The following is a 25,536-nucleotide window of genomic DNA, read 5'->3' as shown; positions in this document are numbered from 1 at the left end:
GTAAACCAATCTGGTAGGGTAACAGAGATGTTCGAGGAGGCTGGATTCAAGGACATTTCTTTGACAAGAGACCTGTCAGGCATAGAGAGAGTTATAAAAGGGAAATGGATAAGATAATAGTCGAGGGTGGTAAGGACCTTTTCCACCCAATTTTTCAGGTTCTTGACCAGACCTCCGACGATTACGGCATGAACATTCGTTATACCAATGAAAACGATTTGTTCGGCCGCAAGAATATTTTCATCCTGGGTCTGTATCCGACCGGCGGCCGAACCCAGGACGACCGTTTCGTCAACGTCGGCGGCCACCGCGGCGCCAGAAGGGCCAAGAGTACGCAAGACGCCATCAACATCGATCTCTACGGCGAAAACCAACACTATATCTTGCATCAATTGGCCCTGGTTACCGGCCTTCAACTGTCCTATGCCTCACGCGAATATACCGATCGCTTCCTGAGCAATGGCGATCAAAGCGACCACCAGGATTTCTTCGGGGTCAGCCCGAAAATCGGCGCGCGCTGGGAATTCACGGCCAATAGCCAAGCTTATGTGAATTTCAGCCGCAGCTTCGAGCCCCCGTCATTCGGCGAACTAACCCTTCAATATGGCAATACCCCGCTTCAGCTTTCGGCTCAACGCGGCAGCACCGTAGAAATCGGGACGCGCGGACAGGAGGGCATGGTCAACTGGGACCTGTCCTATTACCATGCGTGGATCGAGAACGAATTGCTGCAGCTGCGTGATCCGGCGGATCCGAGCGGAACGGCGACGATCACCCGAAACGCCGACTCCACGACCATACACCAAGGTATCGAACTCGGTCTTGAAATCCGCCCCATCGAAAATATCGTTCTGCGTCAGGCTTACATGTGGAACGATTTCCGCTTCGACAACGACCCGACCTACGGCAACAACCGCCTGCCAGGCATTCCGGAACACTACTTGCGAGCGGAACTCCGCTATGAGCATCCGTCCGGCTTCTACGCCGGCCCCAACGTGGAGTGGTCCGCTACCCGCATCCCGGTCGACTTGGCCAACACACTGTCCTCCGACGCCTATGCCCTCATGGGCTTCCGAGCTGGCTACAGGACCAAACAAGGATTTTCCGCCTACTTCGAAGCGAAGAACCTGACCGACGAAAAATATGCGGCAACCACTGGCGTCATCGCCAATGCCGACGGACGCGATGCGGCGCAGTTTTATCCGGGTGATGGGCGGGCTTTCTTCGGTGGCGTGGAATACCGGTTTTAACGTAGCGGCCGGATAGTACTCGATATCGACAAAATGAAATAACGGGGCTTGCAATCTGACGCGTTCGGTTGCAAACCCCGTCGCCCCGTAGACTAACGGGCTGATCGTCAAGTCACTTTGAAACCTGGATAGGCGAGAACGTCACAAGCACCCGCATCCGTTCATGCCGCGCACAATCCATTTATGACGCGGCGGAACGATCACGCATCTACGGGATTACTTCACAAGCAACACCGGCACTTCGCTCAGATGGATGACCTTGGTGGCTACCGACCCCATGAGCAGAGCCGCGACCGAACCAAGGCCGCGAGCGCTCATGACGATCTGATCGCAGCCCTTCTCTTTCGCGTATTGAACGATCACCTCAGCCGGGTTGCCGACACCGATATGAACGATGTACGGAATCCCGGCTCCGTCCAAAACTTTACGCGCCGACTCCAGGGCCTTGGTTCCCTCGTCATGGTGAAACGCGCGGATCTGTTCGGCATCGAGGAACATACGTACCTCGCCATGCAGCGGATGCTGGACATTAAGGAGATGAATCTCCAGCGGCTCCTTGTACCAGGCTGCCTTTTTGAGCACATGATCGACGGCGCGGATCGAATTTTCGGAGCCATCGACCGGAACCAATACTCTTAACATGCGTATTCTCCTGGAATAGGTGGCGTTAGCCCGTTTTGCCCGATTTCGGCTGCTCGTCTTCGGCGGCGAGATCCACTACCCGGTGCTGTGCCGTCGTCGCTTTACGCTGCGCCAACCACTTGCCGGCCAAGACCACCAGAACGGCACCGGCAAAGGGGATTACGTCATGCAGCCAATGGCCCTCCGGCCCGGGCCACGCCGGATCGGTGACCAGCATTTCGCCCGATACGAAACCGAGCAAAGCAGCCCCGAGCACAATGATTACCGGGAACCGGTCCATCAAGCGCAGAATGACGGTGCTGCCGAAAATCACTAGGGGAATACTGATCGCCAGACCGAGTATCAGGAGCAGTACGTTGCCTTTCGCCGCCGCGGCAACTGCGATAACGTTGTCGAGGCTCATGACCAGATCGGCAATCAAGATCGTCCGGATCGCAGCGATAAGATTATCGTGGCCGTCGACACCCTCGCCGCCGTCACCCTCGGGCAATAGCAACTGCACGGCAATCCAGAACAGCAGCACGCTGCCGATGATCTTCAAATAAGGAAGCCGCAACATTTCCACTGCGACTAAGGTGAGGACGACCCTCATCAAAATGGCGGCAACCGATCCCCAGACTATGGCGAGATTGCGCTGTTGTTCCGGGAGTGAACGCGCGGCGAGAGCGATTACCACCGCGTTGTCGCCCGAGAGAATGATATTGACGACGATAATCTCGCCGAGTCCGATCCAGAACTGAGGATCGACAAAAAGTCCTGACATGATTATTGCTTCCGGCCGAGGTGTGGTCCTGATGAGGGAAGGAAATTTCGAACATCCTTAAAAGAAGATATTTTCACCGCGTGACGGCGAAGTAGCAAGCAACCGGTCGAGGAGCAAACTGTGCCGGAAAAATCTCCCGTTTATGGATCTGTCGTGGATCGGGTATCTTCGACCGTCTCCAACAACCTATTGGACAGAATTGGCCGCCGTGCTCAACATCAATCTCGACTCCCCCGCCTTCTTTGCCGATCCTTATCCGTTCTATGCCAAGTTGCGCAGTGACGCACCGATTTGTCCGCTCATGCCCGGCATCTGGCTGGCGACACGCTACCAGGATGCCAATCGAATTCTCCGCGACGCCCGCTTCGGCAAGGATTTTCTGGCGGGAGTCGCCAGCCGCTACGGAAAGGACGCCGTCATGGAGCCGGCCTTTCAGATGGTGAATCGGTTCATGCTGCTGATGAACCCTCCGGAGCACACTCGGCTGCGCACGCTCGTCAGCAAAGCTTTCGGCGTGAAACAGGCCCCCGAACTGCGCTATCTGGCCCAGCGGGAAACTCATCGCCTGATAGACGGCTTTATCGATAGCCGCCGCGCCGATTTGGTCAAGACATTCGCTTACCCGCTTCCAGTCCGGGTCATCTGCGCACTTCTCGATATACATCTCGAGGACAGCCTCCGATTCCTCGCCGACACCCAAGCACTGGTCAAGGTGTTCGAATTGAGTCCGATCGGTGCCGACGAAATCGACGCCGCCAACCGGGCCTCGCACGCATTCGACCGCTATTTCCGCGAAATTTGCCGCGAACGTCGCAAAAATCCTGGCAATGACCTGGTTTCCTTGCTCCTTCAGGCCGAGGAAGGCGAAGATCGGTTGAGCGAGGATGAAATCATCGCCAATATGGCGCTACTGTTTCTGGCGGGGCACGAAACCACGGCCAATATGATTGGCAATGCGCTATTGACACTATTTCGGCATCCCGACCAGTTGGATTTGCTTCGAGGAAACCCGTCATTGCTGCCGCAAGCCGTGAACGAGTGTCTTCGTTACGAGACTTCCGTTCATATCGCCGCTCGCGTTGCCATGCAGGATGTCGCCGTCGGGGCGGTAACGATCAAGCAAGGAGAGACGGTCTACATCAATCTAGGTGCAGCCAACCGCGATCCGGCCGTGTTCAAAGAACCCGAGCGATTCCTGATCGAACGCGCCGAACTTCCGCAAAAACCGCTATCCTTCGGGGGCGGCATGCACTACTGCCTGGGAGCCCGGCTCGCGCGCATCGAGCTCGAGACGGCGCTTGACGCCCTGCTCCGCAGGCTGCCGGAGCTACAGTTGGAGAACATCGATCATCCATCGTGGAAGCCGACCATTACCATCCGCGGCCTGGCCCATTTGCTGGCGCATTGGTAGGGGCGAACAATCGCGAGCGCTCCCTTTCGGTCATCTTATACGTTTTCTTGCGAATCGACCCAAGCCCGGTATTTCTCGTTACGCCTCAGCACCATCACCGCCATGCCCCAATATCCGTAAGGCATGGCGGGTCCTTCGGTCGGTGCGCACAGTTCCGGATAAGGTATCCCGGGGCGACGATGATGGTCGGCGTGCCGCGTGAGGCCCAGAAACAGAAACAGGCTGACCGCGGAGTCGTTGCGCCAGGCTGCTAAACGCGACCGGCCGGAGGCTTGGGTCAAACCGTAATGCTGGAAGTAATTGACGGATTCCAAGATCCGTATGGCGAGATAGGCGCATCGCAGAAACACCGCAGCCGCCAAGAGCCCGAACAGCCAGACGTATGCTGCGAGCCAAACGGCTTCGACGGCCGCTCCGGTCAAAGTAGCCCTTCGATCGGCATTCCAGGCAATCCGCCATTGTTGAATCGCCACGCGCCGAAAAAAGTCCTCGTAGCATTCGCCCGCAATAGCGGTCGACGGATCCAGCGCACTGCCCAGCATGGCATGATGAGCCCGCTTGTGCGCGATCGAAAAATGATCGTAAAACACGGTGGCAAACAGAAATCGTCCCAGCATCCGGTGCCATCGGCGATGTTTGTGGATGAGTTCGTGGGCAGGACAAATTGCCGCGCAGCAAAAATTGGCTCCGGCCATGATCCGGACGGCCAACAGATTGCCCAGGCTATTCGCAACTTCCAGCGGGCCGGCCCATCTAAGCCGCGAGACCAAGAGTCCCAAAGCGAGGGCGTTCAGTATCTGCAATAGAACTAGCGCATACAGGATTCCGTCGAAAAACCAGCGCGGAGCGTCGGCAGGCACCGACCGCCGCTCGGAAGGACCGAAACAATCGGCCGCAAAGAGTGCGCCCATCGGCAATGTCCAAGCCAAGGCCTGAACCGCCGGATGGGGGCCGGTTGCGAAAAACGCGAAAATGCAGATCGGCATAAACAGGCTGAGACCGAAACCGCACCACCAAGGCGGTAGAAAATCCGGCAGACGAACCGTTCTCGGAATCCCGACCCCCGCAGTTTTCGTTAGAATGTCCATAGGCTTTCGGAATCGGCGATGAAAAAACACGACACCCGAACGTATTATGTTGGCCTCTGCGCGACCTATCACGATCCGGCGCTGTCCATCCTGAACCATGCGGGCGAGATCTTATTCGCGGAGGCTACCGAACGCCACCTTCAATACAAGCGCGCCCTGAATTGCGAGCCGGACAACCTATACCTTATCCCTAAGCTTCTGAGCGAGCATTGCGGCGATGCCGATGAATTCGTCATTGCTTGCAACTGGCGCCGATCCCGGCCGATCTACGAAAGACTCGCGAAGATGCTCGGCTGGCTGTCGCCCCGGGGCATCCTGAACGGCAAAGGACGCCGCCTTACCACGTGGCTGGAAATGTATCAGATCCACCACATGCTGGCTTGCCAGCACCACGCCATGCGGCGGATCGGGCTCAACCTGGCGCGAACATTGGGCCGCGACTTTCCCGGCGCATCCGTCCGTTTCCGCCATTACGACCATCATCTGACCCATGCCGCGCTGGCGTGTTACGGGAGTCCTTTCGACGAGGCGGCCTGCGCGGTAATCGATTCTTATGGCGAGGAAGGCTCCATGGCGTTCTTCGCCTATCGCAACGGACGCCTGAAACCTCTCTTCGAAGCACGCGGCCCGCTCAGCTTGGGATTCTACTATATGAAGCTCACCGAGCTATGCGGTTTCGATTGGATAGGCGGCGAGGAATGGAAAGTCATGGGGCTCGCGTCCTACGGACGGATCGACGAGGAGGTCTTGAGCTGGCTGCGCGGCACGATGCGGATCGAGGGTTTGCGCCTGGCTCCCGATTACGAACGATTCTTCGAGTACCTGAACCGCCTGATAACCCGTCGGAGATTGAAGAATCAAGCACCGGAGGCTGTCGCGGATTTGGCCCATACCGGCCAGCATTTCTTCACCGAGACCGTCAACCGGCTCATCGCCAATCTCCACGAACTCGCCTCGTCCGATAATCTGGCTTTCGGGGGAGGATGCGCGCTCAACTCGGTCTGCAACGGTCAGCTGTTGGCACATACGCCGTTCCAATCGCTGTACGTCCCGCCGGCACCGGCCGATGACGGAACCGCCTTAGGCGCAGCCCTGCTGGCGTTTCACGACGACCATCCGGAAAGCCGGACGGAACCCCGCCGCCTTTCGCCCTATTTAGGTAGCCGCATCAAGCGCGACGCCATTGAACGTCTCGCTCAGTACGCACAACTTCCGGTTCGACACTTGCCGGATGGAGCCGTAATAACCGCTGCCGCGGATCTTCTGGCCCAGGGAAAAATCTTGGGCTGGGTTCAAGGCTGCGCCGAATTCGGCCCCCGCGCGCTGGGCAATCGTTCCATTCTGGCCGACCCCAGGTCGCGGGACATGGGCGAGCGCATCAACCGAGACGTGAAATTCCGCGAACGCTTCCGTCCCTATGCGCCGGTCGTTCTGCACGAGCACGGTCCGGATTTCTTCGAAAACTACCAGGAAAGCCCTTATATGGATCGTACTCTGCGCTTCAGGCCCACCGTACTTGACCGGGTGCCCGCCGTGGTCCACGTCGACGGCACCGGTCGGCTGCAAACGCTCAAGCAAGACTGGAATCCGCGTTTTCATGCGCTGCTCGGCGAATTTCATCGACGAACCGGCGTGCCGGTCCTGCTCAACACCAGCTTCAACGTCATGGGCAAACCCATCGTGCACAGCGTGGAGGACGCCGCCGGCGTATTGCTCACGTCCGGCCTCGACGCCCTGGTCATCGACGATCATCTGTTCACCAAGCCAGGTCTTCAGCCATGACCGCGTCGCCGGATTTCCGCTCTCTTTGCCAGGTTCTGCTGAACGATCCTCCCGATCGAGGAACTCTGCAAACCGCCGAAGAGTTCGTGAAAGCCGCTTTGATCGAAGCTCAAGAGCAGCAAAATCGACCCGACTTCCAACTCGAAACCTGGGTGCCGGTTAACGCGCCGAATGTCGCCGACCCAGCCGAACGACGATCGTTGCTCTTGGCTCTCAGTCCAAGCGCGTTGCTCGAAGGCGCGTGGCTGGCCCGCGTATCCCAGCCGGCCACGGGCCATTTGTCCGCGCACGGTCACCTATTTGCGATTTACTGCCGAACGATCGGGCTGGAGGACGACTCACCGCCCCTTTCCCTACATTTCCGGAGCTTGTTGACGAATTCGACCATAACGCTCCCGCCCATTTACAGCCCTACTTTTTTCAGCGACCGGCGTTTCCCCGATTTCGCCCTGCGCATGCCCTGCCTCCATCTCGGCCTGATGCACAAACCCCGTACCTTCTTTCCGGAGCTGCTGGGCTACACCCTTGCTCATTGCTTTTTGGATTCGGCTTGGTGGGCTACTCTCTCGGATAGCCCTGAAACCGCTTGGATTTCGGCACGGGAACGATTTTCGAACGCTGTCCGTCCTTTGGCATCAGCTGCGTTGGAGTCCCACCTCCGGGAATACGGCCACTTGGCGCGTATCCGCGCCGGCTGGCACCTCTACCGCCATGCGTTCGAATCACTTCTGCTCGCTTTCTCCGCCGACCGGAATCGACGCCCGACGGCCGCCGACGCCATGGCCGACATCGTTAGGGCGAAGTGCCGGTACGCCGTCGGCTACCATCGTCGGGTGATGCTCCAAGAGCGTAGCCTTGATCAATGGCTGGCACAGGCCGAGGACGATCCCGGTCCGATGCTCGAAGCATTGCGCACCTCGCCTTATGTGGATCTCCGATGTCCAGCCGCCGGCCGGCTGATTCGAGCCATGCAATTCGGTGGCGCCATGTTCGGCGTGTTCACCGAAGAGGAACGGCGGTCCTGTCTCAACTGGATCGAAAATCCCGATGCCGAATCGGAAGCAATCGACGCCGGCGAAACGGCTAGCCGGTCCATTAGCGAACCCCGTGCGGTGCCAACTCCACAGAACGCACGCGCTGGACCGAAAAAATACCAGCCCTCGCCGCCTGCCATGAGCCGCCGACGGCTCTTCTCCGCGCTGCTCCGTGCCGAATCCGCCGGCGACTGCCCGCCCGAAGCGACGATCGCGGTGAAGCGCATTCTTGGCCGCAGCCGATGGCTGGACTTGCTGAAACCGATCCGTCGTTCTTTGCGCTATTATCATCCGGCGGCCTTCAGCGAGTGGATAGAAGCCGCTTATCGGCAGGAAGCCGCGCGCTATCGTCCCTTGAACGGCAATCCCAGGATTGGGCGGGAGTTTTGTCTTTGGGCAATTCTTCAACTGGCGCCGTCCATTCTGGTCGACGGCTGCTGGCTGGCCGCCATTCCGACGGCCTCCGAAAATCTCGGCGAGATCGAACGGCATCTGTTGCATATCTATGCCGACGAGGTGGGAAACGGCAGACCGGGACGCAATCATGCCAATGTCTATCGACGGCTGCTGGAGAGCTTGGACTTGGCGATTCCCGAGTTCGAGACCGAAGGCTTCGCCCAGGATCGAAGATTAACCGACGCCGCGTTTGAATTGCCGGTTTACATGCTGGCTATCGGGCTGCTCAAGGACCGCTATTTCCCGGAACTGCTGGGTCTCAATCTCGCCATCGAGTTGAGCGGACTCGGGGCCGGCTATATGCAGGTTGCGGATATTCTCCGCCATTACGGAATCGATCCCACCATCATTCAACTTCACCAGACCATCGATAATCTGGCATCCGGGCATGCGGGCCGGGCACGCGACGCCATCCTGCTCTACCTGGACCGAGTACGACAGCGGAGTGATTTTTCGGGCATGCAAGAAGCATGGCGCAGAATCCGGTTAGGTTACGTATCCCTCGGCGTCGCCATTCTGCCGATGACGGGCCGATTCATGCAGCGCTATTTTGCTGACCGTTTGAAGACGGCGTACCCGACAAGATAGGTAAACGTACGAATGGGCGAACCGGACCACAAGACGTTTATATGAACGTATCGATCGGGCAACGACACGCCAATTCTTGACTCAGAGATTCACGGACACCGAATCGAAAAAGCGTCAAGCCCAATCGCGATCCGACTGCCCGGCCGAAAAGGACAATGGCCGCTTTGCGCACGCTAGGCAGGCTTTAACCAACGATCTGGAACGACATTTCCAAGGAAGGCTTTATGTCGCAGCTTCAGCGTAACAGTGCATCTGCCGATTTTTCCGGAGAAAGCCGCATCGGTCTTGACGCGATCGACGTTTTCTCGACCTGCCCTCAATCCACTACCGGCGATCCGAAATCCTATCGACAGCGTGTCATCGAGGTAGCCCGCTGGAGCGAGCGTATCGGATGCCGAGGCATTCTGGTCTACACCGACAACTCGCTGGCGGACCCGTGGCTGGTGAGTCAAATCATTCTGGAACACACTGCGACCTTAGCTCCGCTGGTGGCCGTTCAGCCGATCTATATGCACCCTTATACGGCCGCGAAGAAAGTCGCGACGCTAGGATTTCTGTACGGGCGGCGTGTCTATTTGAACATGCTGGCCGGCGGCTTCCGCAACGATCTGTCGGCCCTTGGCGATGATACGCCCCATGACCAGCGCTACGCGCGTACGGTCGAGTACACGACGATTATCCGGCAACTGCTGGAGAGCCCGGCGGGCATAAGCTTCGAGGGAAAGTATTACCACGTCCACAATCTCAAGATGTCTCCGTCGCTGCCGCCTTCGCTGCAGCCCGGCATCCTGATATCGGGCTCGTCGGATGCCGGTATGGCGGCGGCTCACGCGATAGGCGCAACCGCGATCAAGTACCCCTTGCCTCCAAATGAAGAGCGAGGCGTAGAAAAGGATATCGGAGTGCCCTGCGGCGTTCGGGTGGGCATCGTGGCACGTTCCTCGGCCGAGCAGGCATGGCGGGCCGCCTTAGAGCGTTTTCCGGAAACCCGCGAAGGGCAGCTGACCCATCATCTCGCAATGAAAGTGTCGGACTCCGACTGGCATAAACAGCTGTCGTCGCATGCAGCGGCCGTGGACGACGATAACCCCTATTGGCTCGGCCCCTTCCACAATTACCAGACGTTTTGCCCTTATCTGGTGGGCTGTTACGAACGGGTGGCACGGGAAATCGCCAGCTACGTCAGGCTCGGCTATCGTACTTTCATTCTCGATATCCCGCCCAGCGAGGAAGAACTGGAGCATACGGCAGTCGTTTTTCGCGAAGCCCTAGAATCCCTAAAGGGGTAAGCACCGTGCCCGAACTGTTGCAAGATTACGTATCCCGACAGGCCGAGCTGCGCCCAAATGCCATTGCCGTTACCCTGGGAAGTTCCTCTTTGACTTACGGAGAACTGGATTCAGCGAGCTCGCGCTTGGCTTGGCATTTGCTAAAAGCCGGTTGCCGCCGCGGCGATCGAATTTGTCTGTTGCTGCCTAAATCGCCGGCTGCCGTCGTGGCCATGCTAGGCGTGCTCAAGGCAGATGCGGTTTATGTTCCGATCGATCTGACCAGCCCCCCCGCGCGCCTGGCACCGATGATCAGAATTTCCGAGCCGTGGGGAGCGCTGGTCTCGTCCGAGGCGGTGAAACTCTTGGATGACATCCTTGAAGAGATCGGCGACTACCCCATGATGATCGGCTCGATCGAGCAATATCGCTTGAACGGACGGAAATTCACCGCATGCTTCGATATGACCGAGGTGGACACATATCCTTCCGTACCGCCGGAGACCGAAAACAACGGGCTAGATATCGCGCACATTCTATTCACTTCCGGCTCGACGGGCGTCCCCAAGGGGGTGGTCATCACTCATCGTAACGTGATCGCCTTCGTGGAGTGGGCACGGAGTTACTTCGGCATCGAACCCGGCGACCGGATTTCGGGCCACACGCCCTTGCATTTCGATCTGTCCATGTTCGACATCTACGGCACGCTTTCGGCGGGAGCCGAGCTGCACATGATCCCGTCTGCGCTCAATTTATTGCCGCACAAACTCGCCGAATTCATCCGCTCGGCCGAGTTGAATCAGTGGTTTTCGGTCCCATCGGTATTGAACTTCATGGCCAAGCACGGGGTCGTGATGCAAAACGACTTTCCGGTTCTCAAGCGAATGTTGTGGTGCGGCGAGGTATTGCCCACTCCGATCCTCATCCATTTCATGCAGCGACTGCCGCACGTCCGGTTTACCAATCTTTACGGTCCGACCGAAGCAACCATCGCAAGCAGTTATTACACCGTCCCCGAATGCCCACGGAATGGTCTGGCTAACATTCCGATCGGCACCGCTTGCGCCGGCGAAGAGTTGCTGGTGCTGGACTCGAAACTGAACGAAGTTCCGCCCGGCGAAATCGGCGATTTGTACATCGGGGGAGCGGGCCTGAGCCCCGGTTACTGGAAGGACCCTGAGAAAACCGCTGCGGCCTTTCTGCCCCATCCCCACGCGGCGGGCTCCGAAGACCGCATCTACCAGACCGGCGATCTGGCGAGACGAGGCGAAGATGGCCTGTTCTACTTCGTCGGACGCGCCGACACCCAGATCAAGAGCCGTGGTTACCGGATCGAGCTCGGAGAAGTCGAAGCGGCATTCCATTCGATCGAGAGCCTCGAAGAATGTGCCGTAGTAGCCATGCCGACCGACGGATTCGAGGGCAATGCCATCTGCTGCGCCTACGTACCGCGGCAGGGTTCAACGGTGTCGGCAGCCCATTTGCGAGAGCAGGCGTCTCGATTGCTCCCGGGCTATGCGTTACCGATGCATTGGCTGCCACTGGAGCGACTCCCCAAGAACGCCAACGGCAAAATCGACCGGCCTCGTTTGCGGAGCCTCTTTCAACATGACACAGCTGTGGAACCTTGACGGCAAGTGGTTGGCGACCGCCGCCGACTGGCTCGCTGCCGAAGAGAACTATCGATGGCTGGACTTCGGCGGCGACGTGCAAATCCTGACGCCAATGCTGTTGCAGGTGATGGTCCAGCGCGACATCCACTGTTTACGCCTTTTCGCGCCGCCGGAGAGCGAACAGCCGATTGGCATCGTCGGGCTCAGCAGCATCACGGATTTCTTCAAAACCGCCACTTTATGGTACGTGCTCGGCGACAAGACGTACGCAACCGGCGGTTATACGACCCAGGCAGTCCGCCAGTTACTGGACCACGGCTTCGGCAGCTTGGGGCTGCAAGCGATTAACGCGTGGGCCGTGGAGGGAAACGTCGCGTCGATCCGCGTTCTGGAGAAAACCGGTTTTCGACCGATCGGGCGGCAACGACGCTGTCACCGGCTGGGCGATCGATACCTGGACCGTCTGCTATTCGATTTATTGGCCCATGAGCACCGGAGAACAAAATGCCTCAAAGCACCGAGTCACTGATGCAAGCCGTTACGCGCCTCCTCTTCGATCGCCTCAACATCGAAATTCCCGAGCCCGATACCGATCTGGTGGACGCCGGATTGCTGGATTCTCTACTGCTCGTCAACTTGATCGCTCAATTGGAGCGGGAGTTCGGCATCTCGGTATCGATCGACGACTTGGATCTGAACCTGGAAAAATTTCGCTCGGTAAGCCGAATTGCGGCTTATATCGAAAGCCGGCGGAATCTCACCGATGTCGCTTGAGCCGGCGCGAGTCAGGACTCTGCGGCGCCAGTCCATTCGCCCGCTCACGTCTAATGACATCGCGGCGGTAGCGGCAGTCCTCGAACGGGTATTCCGCTCGGATCGCTCCGCGTCACCGGACCGACTGGCCGATTATGTACGCCGCATGTGTCTCGATCCGCCAGGCTACGATCCCGAGATTCCGTCGCTGGTCTACGAGGATGCTCAAGGCCGAATCGGCGGATTTCTGAGAGTGAGCGTGCAGCGGATGATCTTCGACGGCCGGCCGATACGCATGGCGTGCAGCGGACCGTTCGCGACACTTCCGGAGGCAAGGGCCAAGGGCGCCGGCGTATTCTTGCTTCGGCACTTTCTCGGCGGTCCTCAGGATTTATCGATTACCGACGGCGCAAACGACCAGGGGCGTTATTTGTGGGAGCAACTGGGAGGACAGACCGCGCACCTGCACTCCTTGGGCTGGATACGGTTACTCCGGCCGGCGGCATTCGCCAGCCAATACATCGGCCGGAAGCATCCTGCTCTCAGGCGGGTCGTAAGCATGTCCCGACCGCTCTCGGTGCTGCTCGACGGTGCGGCACGGAGCCTCTTGAAGAACGGCATGTTGCGTCCGGCACGTTCCACCGAAAAGCTTGTCGAGGAAGATCTCGCGCCGGAAGCCATGGCGGCGGCTTGGCCTAGGCTCTCGGCGCGCTGGCGTCTTCACCCCGATTACGGCAAATCCTATCTGGCCTGGCTGCTGGACGAGATGTCGAGCGTGACCTCGCGGGGTCCGCTGATCGGACGGCAGGTCCGCGATTCGAACGGTAAGCTGTCGGGTTGGTATCTTTATTACCTTTCGCCCAGCCGCATCGCGGAGGTGATGCAGATCGTCGCGGACGAAAATAACGAGAACGAAACTTTCGCATCCCTGCTGCTCGATGCCGACCGCCGCGGCGCGACGGCCGTGCAGGGCCGGCTGGAAGCCTGGCTTATCGATCCGCTGTATCGCAACCGGTGCCGCAGCTATCACCGGGCGCCGACGCTGGCTTTGGTGCATGCCCGCAGAAGCGAGGTGACGGCTGCCGTTCATGCAGGTCAAGCTTTTTTGACACGGGCTGACGGCGAATGGTGGACGGGGTTTCGTGAACAGTTCTGATTCGACGCCGAATTTCCGATAATCGAATATGAATCGATTCGGACGGAAAAAAGCTATTGTTTTGACATTCTGACAACGATCACTTTCCGTCACGCACTGCACTGTTTCAAAGTGTACTGACAGATTCTCCTCTTGCGCTGGAATTTACCCCTTTAGTAACACTACGGTTAGCCTTGAAAGGCTCGGCGTTTTAGAATGCCCCCTGCGATCCAGGGAGGTAACACATGATACAAGCCGATCGTTCCGCTCGCTTCGCGCGCAAAGAGAATCCGACCGATGCCTTGCTCGAGGACTACCAGGCCATTCGCAGGCACAGCGAAACCTTGTGCGCGCCGCTGGCCGTCGAGGATTACGTCATCCAGGCGATGCCCGACGTCAGTCCGCCGAAATGGCATTTGGCCCACACCACCTGGTTCTTCGAAACCTTCCTGCTGATCCCTTACCTGAAACCTTACCGGCTCTTTCACGAACGATACGGTTATTTGTTCAACTCTTATTACGAAACCGTCGGAAGCTTCTTTCCACGGCCTCAGAGGGGCCTGTTGGCGCGGCCCACCGTAGAGGAGATCTACCGGTATCGCGCTTACGTGGACGAAGCCATGGCTGAATTGCTGACTGCCCCGCCGCCGTCGGACAAGGATGAAATCGCTTCGCGCCTCCTGCTCGGCTTGAATCACGAGCAGCAGCATCAGGAACTTCTCCTCACCGACATCAAATACAACTTTGCCGTCAATCCCCTGAGGCCGGTCTATCGCCACGCGAACCATCCGAAAGCTCCGGCCGCGTCGGCATTGGGATGGCTGGACTACGGCGGCGGTCTCAGGGAGATCGGCCATGCCGGCTCGGGCTTCGCCTACGACAACGAAACACCCCGCCACAAGGTTTACCTCCGGGACTACCGCCTCGCCTCGCGCCTCGTCACCAACGGCGAATACCTGGAGTTCGTCGAGGCCGGCGGCTATCGGCGGGCGGAATTGTGGCTTTCCGACGGTTGGGCGGCGATCAGGCAGCGTGGCTGGCAGGCTCCGCTGTACTGGGAGAACATCGAGGGCGAATGGTGGCTGATGACTTTGTCGGGAATGCGCCCTCTCGACGAGAACGAGCCCGTTTGCCACGTCAGCTTTTACGAAGCGGACGCCTACGCCCGTTTCCGGGGCAAACGCCTGCCGACCGAAGCGGAATGGGAATGCGCCGCGTCCCGTTGCACGATTCGGGGTCATTTCCGCGAATCGGGCCGCTATCATCCCGCTGCGACTTCGGAAACGGAAGGAGGCGATATCGCGCAGATTTTCGGAGACGTCTGGGAATGGACCCGGAGCCCTTATGCGCCCTACCCCGGATTCAAGCCGCTGGCCGGCTCGATCGGCGAATACAACGGCAAGTTCATGTGCAATCAGATGGTGCTCCGAGGCGGTTCGTGCGCGACGCCGGAGTCGCACATCCGCGCCACTTATCGAAACTTTTTTTATCCGCCGGACCGCTGGCAGTTTACCGGCATCCGCTTGGCGGAGGATGGCTCATGACCGCTCGGCGCATCCGATTCACGGACCGGGAGCCGGCGCAGGCGGATATCCTCGACGAGGTATTGAGCGGCCTCTTCAGCCCGAAAAAACGGCTGCCCCCGAAACTGTTCTACGATAAGCGGGGCAGCGAATTGTTCGAGGCCATTTGCGAGACGCCCGAGTATTACCCGACCCGCACTGAAATCGGCATTCTCCGCGACTCCGCTCAAGAGATCGCGGAAACCATCGGCAAGGACTGCATCCTCATCGAGCCGGGCAGCGGCAACAGCCAAAAAGTGCAGCTCCTGCTGGAAACCCTGCACCCCGCCGTCTACATGCCGATGGACATTTCCAAGGATCATCTGAAACTTTCGGTGCAGGCGCTGGGAGCCGCATACCCATGGTTGCGGGTGCACGCGATGTGCATGGACTATACCGCCGGCTTGGAACCGTTCGAGCCGCCTCCGGCATCGGCCGAATCGAAAAAAGTCGTGTTTTTCCCCGGATCGACCATCGGTAATTTCGAGCCCGGAGAGGCTCTGGCTTTCCTTCGACGGGTCGCTCGACTCGTGGAACCGGACGGCGGTTTGCTGATCGGCGTCGATCTCAAGAAGGATCCGGCGGTGCTGCACCGGGCCTACAACGACGCGCAAGGACTGACCCGTGAGTTCAACCTGAACGTGTTGCACCGCCTCAACACCGAGTTGGACGCCGATTTCGATCCTGGCCGGTTCTATCATTACGCCTTCTACAATGCCCGAGAAAGCCGCATCGAGATGCACCTGATCAGCCGCGGCGCGCAGGAAATTCACCTGGCCGGAGAAGTCCTCACATTTGCCGACGGCGAATCGGTGCACACGGAAAATTCCTACAAGTACACGGTCGAAGAATTTCAAAGGCTGGCCCGGACGGCGGGATTCGGGGTCCGAGGATGTTGGCTGGACGACTGCAATCTGTTCAGCATCCATTACTTCGACTTACCGTCTTAGGGCGGTGTCGGCCGTTTACCGCACGCAAAGGAAGAAATGTCAGTATTGCTCGTCATTCCGGCATGGCTTGCTCACCCCGTCCCCGGGGTTCGTCCTTCGGACCGTGCTGCGCACGTCCAAATTTGCTCCTGGCAAATTTGTGCCGGACAAATCGGCAGGGCGAGGCGCAATGCGGCGAGCGGGCAGGCCAGGGAAGGACTGCCCAGGACTCGCGAGCGAAGCGGGACGGCGTAGCGTGGCGAGGCCGATTTGCACGCGAAGCGCCCGCAGGGTGCCGCACAGGGACTGTGGGACATGAATCCAGAGGCCGAGGATGGCGGGGCGTCTACGTCCTTGTAACCTGGACCCCGGCAGTCCCAATCGCAAACGGGCCTTTAGTCGGCCCCTTCCATGCCGGGGTGACGATGTGATTTGAGTTTCGTCACGAACAGTACCAAAGGCAACTTGCATACCGAAGCCCCCGCCGCCATCCATTCCGAGCGACCGCTGCTGATGCTGCGCGGCGTGACTCATGGTTATCGGGAAGGCGACCGACTGCGTCCGGTGCTCCAGGGTATCGACGGCGACATCGGCGAAGGGCGCTTCGTGGCCTTGCTGGGACAGAGCGGATCGGGGAAATCGACTCTTTTGAATCTGATCGCAGGTCTGGACGTGGCAGACTCCGGATCGATCATTGTTCGAGATCTCGATCTGAACCGACTGCGCGAACCGGAGCGAACCCTGTTCCGGCGCAGCCATATCGGCTTCGTCTATCAGTTCTTCAATCTGCTGCCGACCTTGACGGTGCTGGAAAACGTCGCCCTGCCCGCCGAACTGAACGGCCTTTCCGCCGACGAATCCCGGCGCCGGGCAGTTACGCTGCTCGAAGAAGTCGGTTTGGCCGACCGGCAGGACAGCTATCCGGATTCGCTGTCCGGGGGCGAACAACAAAGGGTCGCCCTGGCTAGGGCGCTGGTGCACGATCCCTCGCTGATTCTGGCCGACGAACCGACCGGCAATCTGGACAGCGCGACGGGGCGGCACATTCTGGATCTCCTCGATCACGCCGTCAGAAGGCGCGGCAAAACCTTGCTGGTCGCCACCCACAGCCGGGAAGTGGCCGAGCGCGCCGATGCGGTGTGGGAGCTGCGGGACGGCAGGCTCATGTCACGATGACGCTGCTGAACAAAGCCAATCGCCGGCACTTTTACCGGCATCCGCTACAGCTCGTGCTGGCGATTCTGGGGATCGCCCTCGGGGTAGCGATGCTGGTTTCGGTGGATTTGGCCGTAGAGAGTTCGCGCCGCGCCTTTCAGCTGTCGATGAGCGCGCTGACCGGCAAGACTACCCATCACATCGTCGCCGGGGCCGGACTCCTCGATGAGACGCTTTATCCCAAGCTCAGACGGGATTTAGGCGATGTGCCCATGGCGCCCGTCGTCGAAGGCTATGTCGCGGCGCACGATCAGACCCTGCGACTCGCCGGCTTCGACCCCTTCACTGAAAGCCCGATACGGCAAGGGCTCACTCGATCATCGTTCGCCGCGCTGGTCGATCTTCTGACGGAGCCCGATACGGCGCTGATTTCCCGTGTCACCGCCCAGCGGCTCAACATCGGCCCCGGCAACAACCTGACCGTGGAGATCGCGGGCACGCCGCGGACGGTACGCGTGGTCGGCTATGTCGATCCCGAGGAAAAGCCCGATCCCGCTTTGGAAGGCCTGCTGCTCGCCGACATCGCCACGGCCCAGGAGATACTGGGCAAGATCGGCGGGCTCGACCGCATCGACCTCGTCTTGCCCGACGAATCCCGCGAACTGGAGAAGCTACGCGGCATGCTGCCCGAAAACACCGCGCTGATCGATGCCGCGGGACGAAACACCGCAACCGCGCGCATGGCCCATGCCTTCGAAATCAACCTGAAAGCCATGAGTCTGATGGCGCTGCTGGTCGGCCTTTTCCTGATCTACAACACGATGACCTTCACGGTGCTGCAACGCCGCCCGCTGCTCGCCAATCTCCGCATCGTCGGAGTCACTCGCAGACAGGTCATGAGCGAAATCCTGTTGGAATCCGGACTGCTCGGTCTCTTCGGCAGCTTGCTGGGATTGATGCTGGGATTGGTCGCGGCTCGCGGTCTTCTGGATCAAATCACCCGCACCATCAGCGATATGTATTTCGTCGTCACGGTGACGGAGTTTTCGGTCTCTCCTGCGGCTTTACTGCGCAGCCTGTCGATCGGAATCTCGGCCTCGGTATTGGCGGCATTGCCCGCCGCCCTGGATGCGGCTTCGACCCGGCCGGTCCGCGCCCAGCGCCGCTCCGGCCTGGAACAGAGCGTGCGCCGGTGGCTGCCGAAATTGACTTTATTGGGGATAGCAAGCGGAATCCTCGGAGTCTTCCTCCTGAACTGGCCGGCGGCCGGTCTGATTACGGCGATAGTCGGGATCTTCCTGCTGGCGGGGGCTTATGCGCTCTTTATCCCCGCAGCGATGCTGGGCCTCACCAGACTGTGTCCGCGCACCGCCAGGCCAATCGTCCGCCTGGCCATCCGAGGTACGTCCGCCGCTTTGAGCCGAACCGGTTTGGCGACGGCGGCATTGAGCATTTCGGTAGCCGTCGCCATCGGCGTCGGCATGATGGTGGAGAGCTTTCGCTTCACCATTGCCGATTGGCTGCAACAACTGCTTCAGGCCGATCTTTACGTGGCCCGTCCCACGGAAACCGGCATCGCGAGCGAACCCTTGCCCTCATCCCTGCTGGAGGACGCCGTTCGCTTGCCCGGCATCGCGGGCTTCAGCCTCGGACGCCGGACCTTCGCCGAATCCTCAGTCGGCCGCATCGAGCTCCTGGCGTTTCAGCCGGCTTACCCGGAGCGGCCGGCGTTCCGTTTCAAATCGGCCGACGATCGGACGGTTTGGAAGCGGTTTATGGCCGAGCCGGTCGTCATCGTTTCCGAACCTTTTGCCACGCGGCACGGGCTGGGAGCCGGCGATTCCTTAATGTTGAGCACGTCACGAGGTCCGAAGCCGTTTGTCATCGCCGGAGTCTTTTTCGATTACCGCTCGGATCAGGGACTCGCAGTCCTGCGACGGGACTTGTATGCGGACCTTTGGAACGATACCGGCGTAACCTCGCTCGGCCTTTATCTCGCAAGCGGGATTACGGCAGAAGCGGTAAAAGCGAAAATACAGGACCTGACTCGGCAACCCGGCACCGTGCTGATCCGTTCGAATATCGAAATCCGGCAAGCCTCGATGGAGTTTTTCGAACGCACCTTCGCCGTCACCCATGTGCTGCGCCTCCTCGCCGTCGGGGTCGCGCTGATCGGGATCCTGAGCGCGCTGCTGGCGATACAGCTCGAACGGACGCGGGAATTCGCCGTGCTGCGATCGCTGGGAATGACGCCGCGGCAACTGATCGGCCTCGTGCTCACGCAAACCAGTTTTCTGGGCCTTTGCGCCGGGGTTCTTGCACTGCCCCTGGGGTTCGCCCTGGCCATGGCACTGGTCAAGGTCATCAACCTTCGGTCTTTCGGCTGGAGCATGGATTTGGCGGTTTCCGGCGTGGAGCTGTGGCAAGCGCCGCTTCTTTCGATTACCGCGGCGTTGATCGCCGGACTCTATCCGGCATGGAGGGCAAGCAGACTAACTCCGGCCTTGGCGTTGAGGGAGGAATAATGGTCGTCAAGGCTTACCCGCGTCCAAATCCTCGACCTTGAGAAAAATCCTGTTTTGCTGGCTGCGGGTGGAATAGCTTCGGCTGGCGAGCCCGCTTTCTTCGCGGACGGACGTTTCCACTTGTCCGCCGATCTCGACCCATTCGCCGAGCGCGGCCCGTATTACCGTGTGTGCGCTTTGCGTGTCGATGACGCCGAACCGGTCCCGGCTGAGCCGGTCGGACCAAGGCGACAGTTCTATGATCACCTCGCTGCCGGACAATCTGGGCGTTACCGCAAATCCGGTGGTTGCCGGCCGGTATTCGATGTTTTCGCTGTAGCCGTACCCATAGCCATAATAGGATTGAGTCGGAACAGGGATCTGTTCTCCGACTTCGATATAGGCGGATCGCCCCTCCAGAGTCTGCAACTGTTGCGTGTGGCCGGCTGAATCGCGGCCTTCCGACTGATAAAGATGCCCGCGGATACGAATATCCGAATCGGCCGGACGGTTCAGATCGATCCGTCCGCGCAAACGCCCCTGCGCATTCAAGGTTTCCGTGGACAGATCACGGCCTTGAGTGACCGTGATCAGAAGTCTGTGCGAACTTTTATCGAGCTGCCGAACCAAGTCGCGGATTTCTTCGACCTTTCTGGGGTCGGCCTTCAGAATAAGCCGATCGCGGGCGGGGATTACGACATCGCCCGGCCCCAGCAAGGGCTGGATCAACGGCACCATCTCATCCGACGGACGGTGGAACAGCTCGATGGTCGACAAATCCTGAGCGGCGGCCGGGGCATTCGAGACTGTGACGGCGATTGCGATAAAGGCGAGACGTAGCCACATATCGGCACGAAAAGCTTAGGTTTCCACGTCGAGACGCAGCAAGCTGTCGGCAGTCAGGCGATCGGCCATGGCCCGATCGTACAAATCGAGATAACGCTGAGCGCTTTGCTGCCAAGAAAAATCCTTGCTCATACCGGCTTTTTGGACCTTCTCCCGAAGCACCTTGTTCTGACAAAGCACGAAACCTCGATTCAAGGCGTGGAACAAATCATCGGCGGCAGCATCGCGGAAAACCACCCCGGTAGCCCGGCCCATCGTCAGATTCGTGGCGTTGGCATCGTCCACGGTATCCGCCAAACCGCCCACATGACGCACGACCGGCACGGCCCCGTAGCGTTGGCTGTACATCTGATTGAGACCGCAGGGCTCGAACCGGGAAGGCATCAGGAATAGGTCGGTGCCGGCTTCGATCAGGTGCGCGCTCGGCTCGTCGTAACCCAGCTTGACCGCGATACGATCGGGATACAGACGTGCCCAGTGCAATAGAATCTGCTCGTATCGGGCTTCGCCGCTGCCCACGATGACTAGCTGAATGGGCATCCGAATCAGCTTGGGCAGAAGCTCGATCACGAGATCGATGCCTTTTTGCTGAACCAAGCGCCCGACCCAAGCCATCAAAACGATCCCGTCATCCTCCGCCAGCTTGAACGCCCGCTGCAACGCCGCTTTGTTGGCCGGCCTTTTTTCCAGCGAATCGATGTCGAAATTCGTCCCAATAAAGGGATCGGTGGCCGGATTCCAAGCGTCGGCATCGATACCGTTGAGTATGCCGCTGAGCCGCTCCCGGCGATGCTTGAGCAAGCCTTCGAGTCCGGCACCGAACTCCTCTCCCTGAATCTCCTCGGCATAGTGAGGGCTCACGGTAGTGATCCGGTCGGCGAAAACCAATCCTCCTTTGATGAAGGACAACTGGTTGTAAAACTCCAGCGCCTGACTGGACCAAAATCGATTCGGCAAGCGCAGCTTGACGAAGGTTTCGTGAGGAAAGACTCCCTGATAGGCGAGATTGTGGATCGTGAAAACGGTGGCTGGCCGTCCCGGCTCGTCGCTGAGCAACGCGGGTGCCAAACCGGTTTGCCAATCGTTGCAGTGCACGATGTCGGGCTTCCATCGGAGTCCCAGCCGATTCATGGCCATCTCCACGGCAACATGGCACAACAACGAGAACCGCTCGGGATTGTCGGGCCAGGGTTTTCCATCCGGCCCCAAATATGGATTGCCGGACCGCCCGAAGTACTGGGGATGGGCGAGCAGCCAAACCGGTACCGTCGAACCGGGCAGAACGCCTTCCAGAATGGCAATTTCGCCATCGCCGTGCAGCAGTCGGACCTGTTCGAAATGACCTGCCGCCATGGCCGAAGCATATCCCGGAAGCAGTATGCGGACATCGTGGCCTAGGCCCTTTAAGGCTATCGGCAGGCTTCCCGAGACGTCGGCGAGCCCCCCGGTCTTGATGAGCGGATACGCCTCGCTGGTGACGAAGAGTATTTTCTTCATTCGGGAGGTTCCGGTTCATCCTCCTTAAGAACCTCGCAAGTCAAAACGATTCCGGCCAAAGGGGGCAGTGTAAGACTGATGGAATACGGCCTTCCCATCCATTCCTTTGCTTCCGTGGTCACGGCGCTATTGCCGATATTACTCCCGCCGTAATGACGCGAGTCGGAATTGAAGATCTCTCGGTAGACGCCGGGCTCCGGCACGCCGATGCGATAGTTCTGCCTCGGCACCGGGGTAAAATTGAACACCATGACCGCGAACTCGTCGGAGGACCGTCGCAGATAGCTCAGAGTCGACTGAGGCGCATCGTGGCAATCGATCCATTCGAAGCCTTTTTGTTCGAAATCGAACCTATGTAACGCCGGGTTTTCCCGATAAAGGCGGTTGAGATCGCTCACCAGTTGCTTGAGTCCGCTGTGATTGGGGTACGCGAGTACATACCAGTCCAAAGCCTTGCTGAAATTCCATTCACCGCCTTGACCGAACTCGCAGCCCATGAACAGCAGCTTCTTGCCCGGATAAGTGAACATGAAGGTGTACAGCAAACGCAGATTGGCGAAACGCTGCCAATCGTCTCCCGGCATTTTTTGCAGCATCGAACCCTTGCCGTGGACGACTTCGTCATGGGAGAACGGCAGTATGAAATTCTCCGTGAACGCGTACAGCAAGCCGAAGGTCAGCTGATCGTGATGATAATGGCGATGGATGGGGTCCTTGCTCATGTAGAGCAAGGTGTCGTGCATCCAGCCCATGTTCCATTTCATCGAAAAGCCCAACCCCCCGGTCCAGGTGGGACGGGTCACCTGCGGCCAGGCGGTGGATTCTTCGGCCATGATAAGCGTGCCTGGAAATTGCTGGTGCGTCACGGTATTGAGCTCGCGCAGAAAGGCGATCGCTTCCAGATTCTCGTTGCCGCCGTACTTGTTGGGGATCCAGTCGCCGGGTTCACGGGAATAATCCAGGTAAAGCATCGAGGCGACCGCATCGACGCGAAGTCCGTCGAGGTGAAATTCTTCCAGCCAGAATAACGCACTGCCGATCAGAAAATTGCGGACTTCGTTTCGGCCGTAGTTGTAGATCAGCGTACCCCAGTCGCGATGTTCGCCGAGCCGCGGGTCCTCGTGTTCGTATAGCGGCGTACCGTCGAACCAGGCCAACCCGTGCGCGTCCTTCGGAAAATGAGCGGGCACCCAGTCCAGAAAGACACCGATTCCGTTTTGATGGCAGTAATCTACGAAGTAGCGGAAATCCTCCGGAGTACCGAAACGGCTGGTGGGCGCAAAATAGCCGGTGGTTTGATAACCCCACGATCCATCGAAAGGATGCTCGGTGATCGGCAGTAATTCGATATGGCTGAAGCCCTGCTCCTTGACATAGGCCACGAGTTGCTTGGCCAGCTCCCGGTAGTTTAGAAATTCGCCTTCGGCATCATGCCGCCAAGACCCTAAGTGGACCTCATAAACGGACATGGGCTCGTGGAGCCAATCGCGGTTCGCGCGGTGTTCCATCCAATCGTCGTCATTCCAATCGTAAGCCCGGTCGGGCACGACCAAGGAAGCGGTATTCGGGCGTAGCTCGAACTGCCGGCCGTAAGGATCGGTTTTTAAAAGAACGGTACCCTGCTGGCGGTTGCGAATTTCGAATTTGTACAGCGTTCCGGGTTCGAGCTCGGGAATGAATAGTTCCCACACTCCGCTGTTGCCCCGGACCCGCATCGGATGCCGCCGCCCGTCCCAGGCATTGAAATCGCCCACCACGCTGATTCTCTCCGCGTTCGGCGCCCATGTTGCGAACAGGATGCCGTCGATCCCGTCCACGGTGTGCGGATGGGCACCGAGGATACGATAGATATGCCAATGTTTGCCTTCGCCGAAAAGGTAAAGGTCGAAGTCGGAAAGCTGCGGCGGAAACGTATACGGGTCGATATGGCTTTGCGGCTGCCCCGACTTGTCCGTCCATAACAGGCGGTAATGCTCGGGAACGGAATCATGATCCAGATGACATTCGAACACATCGGTGCCGGGAATGCGTTGCATGTCCGGGCCTCGCTCCCCGATCCGCACCGTCTCGGCTTGCGGAACAATCGCCCGGATGACATCGCCACCCTCGGTCCGATGCCGACCCAAAACCGCAAACGGATCGTGGTGGCGCGCCAGAACGATCCGCTGCAATTCAGAATCCATCTGAGGCAAAACGCCGCCGGCTTCGTTCGCGGATTGTGTGTCGGTCGAGTTCACTTTATTTGGCCTCTGATAGTAAAATATAGCCGTTGGCAAATGCCCGAAACACCTGGGCGTTATGGTATCAAATTTGCGCCCCCAGTGGATGGCACAGTCTAAAGGAGCCTTTCATGCCAGAGTCGATGCATGCGTCCCGTTTCGTCAGCCGCCTTACTAGGCATACTTTGGCTCTTATTCTGGCTGGAGGCCGCGGAACACGATTACATAAGCTGACCGAGTGGCGAGCCAAACCGGCCGTGCCTTTCGGAGGCAAATTTCGAATTATCGATTTCCCACTTTCAAATTGCATAAACTCGGGCATCAGACAAGTTGGCGTATTAACGCAATATAAAGCGGACTCGTTAATTCGGCATATTCAGCAGGGTTGGGGGTTCTTACGAGCCGAACTGGGCGAGTTTGTCGATATCCTGCCTGCCCAGCAGCGCCTTCAGGAAGCTTGGTATGCCGGGACCGCCGACGCGGTATACCAGAATTTGGATATCTTCCGCCAAAGGGACCCTGAATATATCCTGATTCTCGCCGGCGACCATGTCTACAAAATGGATTACGGCTTGATGATGGCCTACCACGTGGAAATGCAGGCCGACTTGACCATCGGTTGCATGGAGGTGCCGCTAGCCGAGGCGAAAGCGTTCGGAGTCATGCATGTCAGTGAAGACAAACGCGTCTCCAACTTTATCGAAAAGCCGGAAAATCCACCGCCCATGCCGAATCGGCCCGATCATGCATTGGTGTCCATGGGCATTTATGTCTTCAACACCGGCTTCTTGTTCGAACAGCTCATCAAAGATGCGGACACACCGGGTTCGAGTCACGACTTCGGCAAAGACATCATCCCCGCGGTAATTAAAAAATATCGAGTATTTGTCTATCCATTCCGCGATGTACAAAGTGGCGTACAAGCGTACTGGCGAGACGTCGGTACTGTGGACTCTTATTGGGCCTCCAACATGGAGCTGATCGGCATCGATCCCGAGCTTAACTTGTACGATAAGGATTGGCCGATTTGGACTTATCAGG

20 protein-coding genes are annotated in these 25,536 nt (G+C 58.7%); 14 read left to right on the top strand and 6 right to left on the bottom strand.

Annotated elements, in window-relative coordinates; all coding sequences use genetic code 11:
- Positions 1 to 104: 104 nt before the first annotated feature.
- Entirely contained in the window at positions 105 to 1,250 is a 1,146-nt protein-coding gene (locus tag ABJK70_RS05285) for a TonB-dependent receptor (protein WP_347257513.1), read from the top strand.
- Between the two features lie 216 nt (positions 1,251 to 1,466).
- On the opposite strand, the gene ABJK70_RS05280 is transcribed toward ABJK70_RS05285, so the two are convergent.
- Both ABJK70_RS05280 and ABJK70_RS05275 read right to left on the bottom strand, forming a co-directional pair.
- The gene (locus ABJK70_RS05280; protein WP_077730574.1) at positions 1,467 to 1,892 is read right to left on the bottom strand and encodes a universal stress protein; all 426 of its coding nucleotides are present in this window, start codon (positions 1,890 to 1,892) and stop codon (positions 1,467 to 1,469) included.
- A 25-nt stretch (positions 1,893 to 1,917) separates the two neighbouring features.
- Complete coding sequence (locus ABJK70_RS05275) at positions 1,918 to 2,655, bottom strand: TerC family protein (RefSeq protein WP_347257512.1); 738 nt, start codon at positions 2,653 to 2,655, stop codon at positions 1,918 to 1,920.
- Positions 2,656 to 2,797: 142 nt separating this feature from the next.
- On the opposite strand from ABJK70_RS05275, the gene ABJK70_RS05270 reads away from it, so the two are divergent.
- Positions 2,798 to 4,066: a cytochrome P450 gene (locus ABJK70_RS05270; RefSeq protein ID WP_347257511.1), complete on the top strand. Its 1,269-nt coding sequence runs from the start codon at positions 2,798 to 2,800 to the stop codon at positions 4,064 to 4,066.
- 35 nt (positions 4,067 to 4,101) lie between these two features.
- On the opposite strand, the gene ABJK70_RS05265 is transcribed toward ABJK70_RS05270, so the two are convergent.
- Positions 4,102 to 5,154: a fatty acid desaturase gene (locus ABJK70_RS05265; protein WP_168183804.1), complete on the bottom strand. Its 1,053-nt coding sequence runs from the start codon at positions 5,152 to 5,154 to the stop codon at positions 4,102 to 4,104.
- Positions 5,155 to 5,172: 18 nt separating this feature from the next.
- Here ABJK70_RS05265 and ABJK70_RS05260 point away from each other — a divergent pair, with 18 nt between their 5' ends.
- From ABJK70_RS05260 to ABJK70_RS05210, 11 genes are all read left to right on the top strand, one after another.
- The gene (locus ABJK70_RS05260; protein WP_347257510.1) at positions 5,173 to 6,936 is read left to right on the top strand and encodes a carbamoyltransferase C-terminal domain-containing protein; all 1,764 of its coding nucleotides are present in this window, start codon (positions 5,173 to 5,175) and stop codon (positions 6,934 to 6,936) included.
- Positions 6,933 to 9,014, top strand: coding sequence for an iron-containing redox enzyme family protein (locus ABJK70_RS05255; protein ID WP_347257509.1), 2,082 nt, complete (start codon positions 6,933 to 6,935; stop codon positions 9,012 to 9,014). Before ABJK70_RS05260 ends, ABJK70_RS05255 begins: the two co-directional genes overlap by 4 nt.
- 224 nt (positions 9,015 to 9,238) lie before the next feature.
- The gene (locus ABJK70_RS05250) at positions 9,239 to 10,303 is read left to right on the top strand and encodes an LLM class flavin-dependent oxidoreductase (RefSeq protein WP_347257508.1); all 1,065 of its coding nucleotides are present in this window, start codon (positions 9,239 to 9,241) and stop codon (positions 10,301 to 10,303) included.
- A 5-nt stretch (positions 10,304 to 10,308) separates the two neighbouring features.
- Complete coding sequence (locus tag ABJK70_RS05245) at positions 10,309 to 11,913, top strand: amino acid adenylation domain-containing protein (protein WP_086134112.1); 1,605 nt, start codon at positions 10,309 to 10,311, stop codon at positions 11,911 to 11,913.
- Entirely contained in the window at positions 11,891 to 12,424 is a 534-nt protein-coding gene (locus tag ABJK70_RS05240) for a GNAT family protein (protein WP_133718148.1), read from the top strand. Before ABJK70_RS05245 ends, ABJK70_RS05240 begins: the two co-directional genes overlap by 23 nt.
- Complete coding sequence (locus tag ABJK70_RS05235) at positions 12,400 to 12,669, top strand: phosphopantetheine-binding protein (RefSeq protein WP_077730566.1); 270 nt, start codon at positions 12,400 to 12,402, stop codon at positions 12,667 to 12,669. The genes ABJK70_RS05240 and ABJK70_RS05235 overlap by 25 nt, the downstream gene beginning before the upstream one ends.
- Positions 12,659 to 13,804, top strand: a complete 1,146-nt coding sequence (locus tag ABJK70_RS05230; RefSeq protein WP_347257507.1) for a hypothetical protein — start codon at positions 12,659 to 12,661, stop codon at positions 13,802 to 13,804. The genes ABJK70_RS05235 and ABJK70_RS05230 overlap by 11 nt, the downstream gene beginning before the upstream one ends.
- Before the next feature lie 224 nt (positions 13,805 to 14,028).
- Positions 14,029 to 15,327, top strand: a complete 1,299-nt coding sequence (gene egtB, locus ABJK70_RS05225; protein ID WP_347257506.1) for an ergothioneine biosynthesis protein EgtB — start codon at positions 14,029 to 14,031, stop codon at positions 15,325 to 15,327.
- Positions 15,324 to 16,295, top strand: coding sequence for an L-histidine N(alpha)-methyltransferase (gene egtD, locus ABJK70_RS05220; RefSeq protein WP_347257505.1), 972 nt, complete (start codon positions 15,324 to 15,326; stop codon positions 16,293 to 16,295). Before egtB ends, egtD begins: the two co-directional genes overlap by 4 nt.
- A gap of 411 nt (positions 16,296 to 16,706) precedes the next feature.
- Entirely contained in the window at positions 16,707 to 17,450 is a 744-nt protein-coding gene (locus ABJK70_RS05215; protein ID WP_347257504.1) for an ABC transporter ATP-binding protein, read from the top strand.
- Positions 17,447 to 19,954: an ABC transporter permease gene (locus ABJK70_RS05210; RefSeq protein ID WP_347257503.1), complete on the top strand. Its 2,508-nt coding sequence runs from the start codon at positions 17,447 to 17,449 to the stop codon at positions 19,952 to 19,954. Before ABJK70_RS05215 ends, ABJK70_RS05210 begins: the two co-directional genes overlap by 4 nt.
- A gap of 6 nt (positions 19,955 to 19,960) precedes the next feature.
- Here the strand turns inward: ABJK70_RS05210 and ABJK70_RS05205 are convergent, their stop codons facing one another.
- From ABJK70_RS05205 to glgB, 3 genes are read right to left on the bottom strand one after another with little or no spacing between them, the layout of a single operon-like run.
- Positions 19,961 to 20,779: a hypothetical protein gene (locus ABJK70_RS05205; RefSeq protein ID WP_347257502.1), complete on the bottom strand. Its 819-nt coding sequence runs from the start codon at positions 20,777 to 20,779 to the stop codon at positions 19,961 to 19,963.
- Between the two features lie 15 nt (positions 20,780 to 20,794).
- Positions 20,795 to 22,276, bottom strand: coding sequence for a glycogen synthase GlgA (gene glgA, locus ABJK70_RS05200; protein ID WP_077730560.1), 1,482 nt, complete (start codon positions 22,274 to 22,276; stop codon positions 20,795 to 20,797).
- On the bottom strand, positions 22,273 to 24,459 hold the full coding sequence (gene glgB, locus ABJK70_RS05195; protein ID WP_156879769.1) for a 1,4-alpha-glucan branching protein GlgB: 2,187 nt from the start codon (positions 24,457 to 24,459) through the stop codon (positions 22,273 to 22,275). The genes glgA and glgB overlap by 4 nt, the downstream gene beginning before the upstream one ends.
- 167 nt (positions 24,460 to 24,626) lie before the next feature.
- On the opposite strand from glgB, the gene ABJK70_RS05190 reads away from it, so the two are divergent.
- Positions 24,627 to 25,536 (top strand): glucose-1-phosphate adenylyltransferase (locus ABJK70_RS05190; RefSeq protein WP_347257501.1); only part of this gene is annotated, 910 nt, incomplete at its 3' end.

The sequence above is a fragment of the Methylocaldum sp. genome, assembly GCF_039794385.1.
Taxonomy (GTDB): domain Bacteria; phylum Pseudomonadota; class Gammaproteobacteria; order Methylococcales; family Methylococcaceae; genus Methylocaldum.
This window is presented reverse-complemented; position numbering and strand designations above follow the sequence as displayed.

What these genes read in the sequence shown, in the direction of transcription:
- ABJK70_RS05285 (WP_347257513.1), top strand. Translation starts at nt 105, where the DNA reads ATGGATAAGATAATAGTCGAGGGTGGTAAGGACCTTTTCCACCCAATT.
- ABJK70_RS05280 (WP_077730574.1), bottom strand. Translation starts at nt 1,892, where the DNA reads ATGTTAAGAGTATTGGTTCCGGTCGATGGCTCCGAAAATTCGATCCGC.
- ABJK70_RS05275 (WP_347257512.1), bottom strand. Translation starts at nt 2,655, where the DNA reads ATGTCAGGACTTTTTGTCGATCCTCAGTTCTGGATCGGACTCGGCGAG.
- ABJK70_RS05270 (WP_347257511.1), top strand. Translation starts at nt 2,798, where the DNA reads ATGGATCTGTCGTGGATCGGGTATCTTCGACCGTCTCCAACAACCTAT.
- ABJK70_RS05265 (WP_168183804.1), bottom strand. Translation starts at nt 5,154, where the DNA reads ATGGACATTCTAACGAAAACTGCGGGGGTCGGGATTCCGAGAACGGTT.
- ABJK70_RS05260 (WP_347257510.1), top strand. Translation starts at nt 5,173, where the DNA reads ATGAAAAAACACGACACCCGAACGTATTATGTTGGCCTCTGCGCGACC.
- ABJK70_RS05255 (WP_347257509.1), top strand. Translation starts at nt 6,933, where the DNA reads ATGACCGCGTCGCCGGATTTCCGCTCTCTTTGCCAGGTTCTGCTGAAC.
- ABJK70_RS05250 (WP_347257508.1), top strand. Translation starts at nt 9,239, where the DNA reads ATGTCGCAGCTTCAGCGTAACAGTGCATCTGCCGATTTTTCCGGAGAA.
- ABJK70_RS05240 (WP_133718148.1), top strand. Translation starts at nt 11,891, where the DNA reads ATGACACAGCTGTGGAACCTTGACGGCAAGTGGTTGGCGACCGCCGCC.
- ABJK70_RS05235 (WP_077730566.1), top strand. Translation starts at nt 12,400, where the DNA reads ATGCCTCAAAGCACCGAGTCACTGATGCAAGCCGTTACGCGCCTCCTC.
- ABJK70_RS05230 (WP_347257507.1), top strand. Translation starts at nt 12,659, where the DNA reads ATGTCGCTTGAGCCGGCGCGAGTCAGGACTCTGCGGCGCCAGTCCATT.
- egtB (WP_347257506.1), top strand. Translation starts at nt 14,029, where the DNA reads ATGATACAAGCCGATCGTTCCGCTCGCTTCGCGCGCAAAGAGAATCCG.
- egtD (WP_347257505.1), top strand. Translation starts at nt 15,324, where the DNA reads ATGACCGCTCGGCGCATCCGATTCACGGACCGGGAGCCGGCGCAGGCG.
- ABJK70_RS05210 (WP_347257503.1), top strand. Translation starts at nt 17,447, where the DNA reads ATGACGCTGCTGAACAAAGCCAATCGCCGGCACTTTTACCGGCATCCG.
- ABJK70_RS05205 (WP_347257502.1), bottom strand. Translation starts at nt 20,779, where the DNA reads ATGTGGCTACGTCTCGCCTTTATCGCAATCGCCGTCACAGTCTCGAAT.
- glgA (WP_077730560.1), bottom strand. Translation starts at nt 22,276, where the DNA reads ATGAAGAAAATACTCTTCGTCACCAGCGAGGCGTATCCGCTCATCAAG.
- glgB (WP_156879769.1), bottom strand. Translation starts at nt 24,459, where the DNA reads ATGGATTCTGAATTGCAGCGGATCGTTCTGGCGCGCCACCACGATCCG.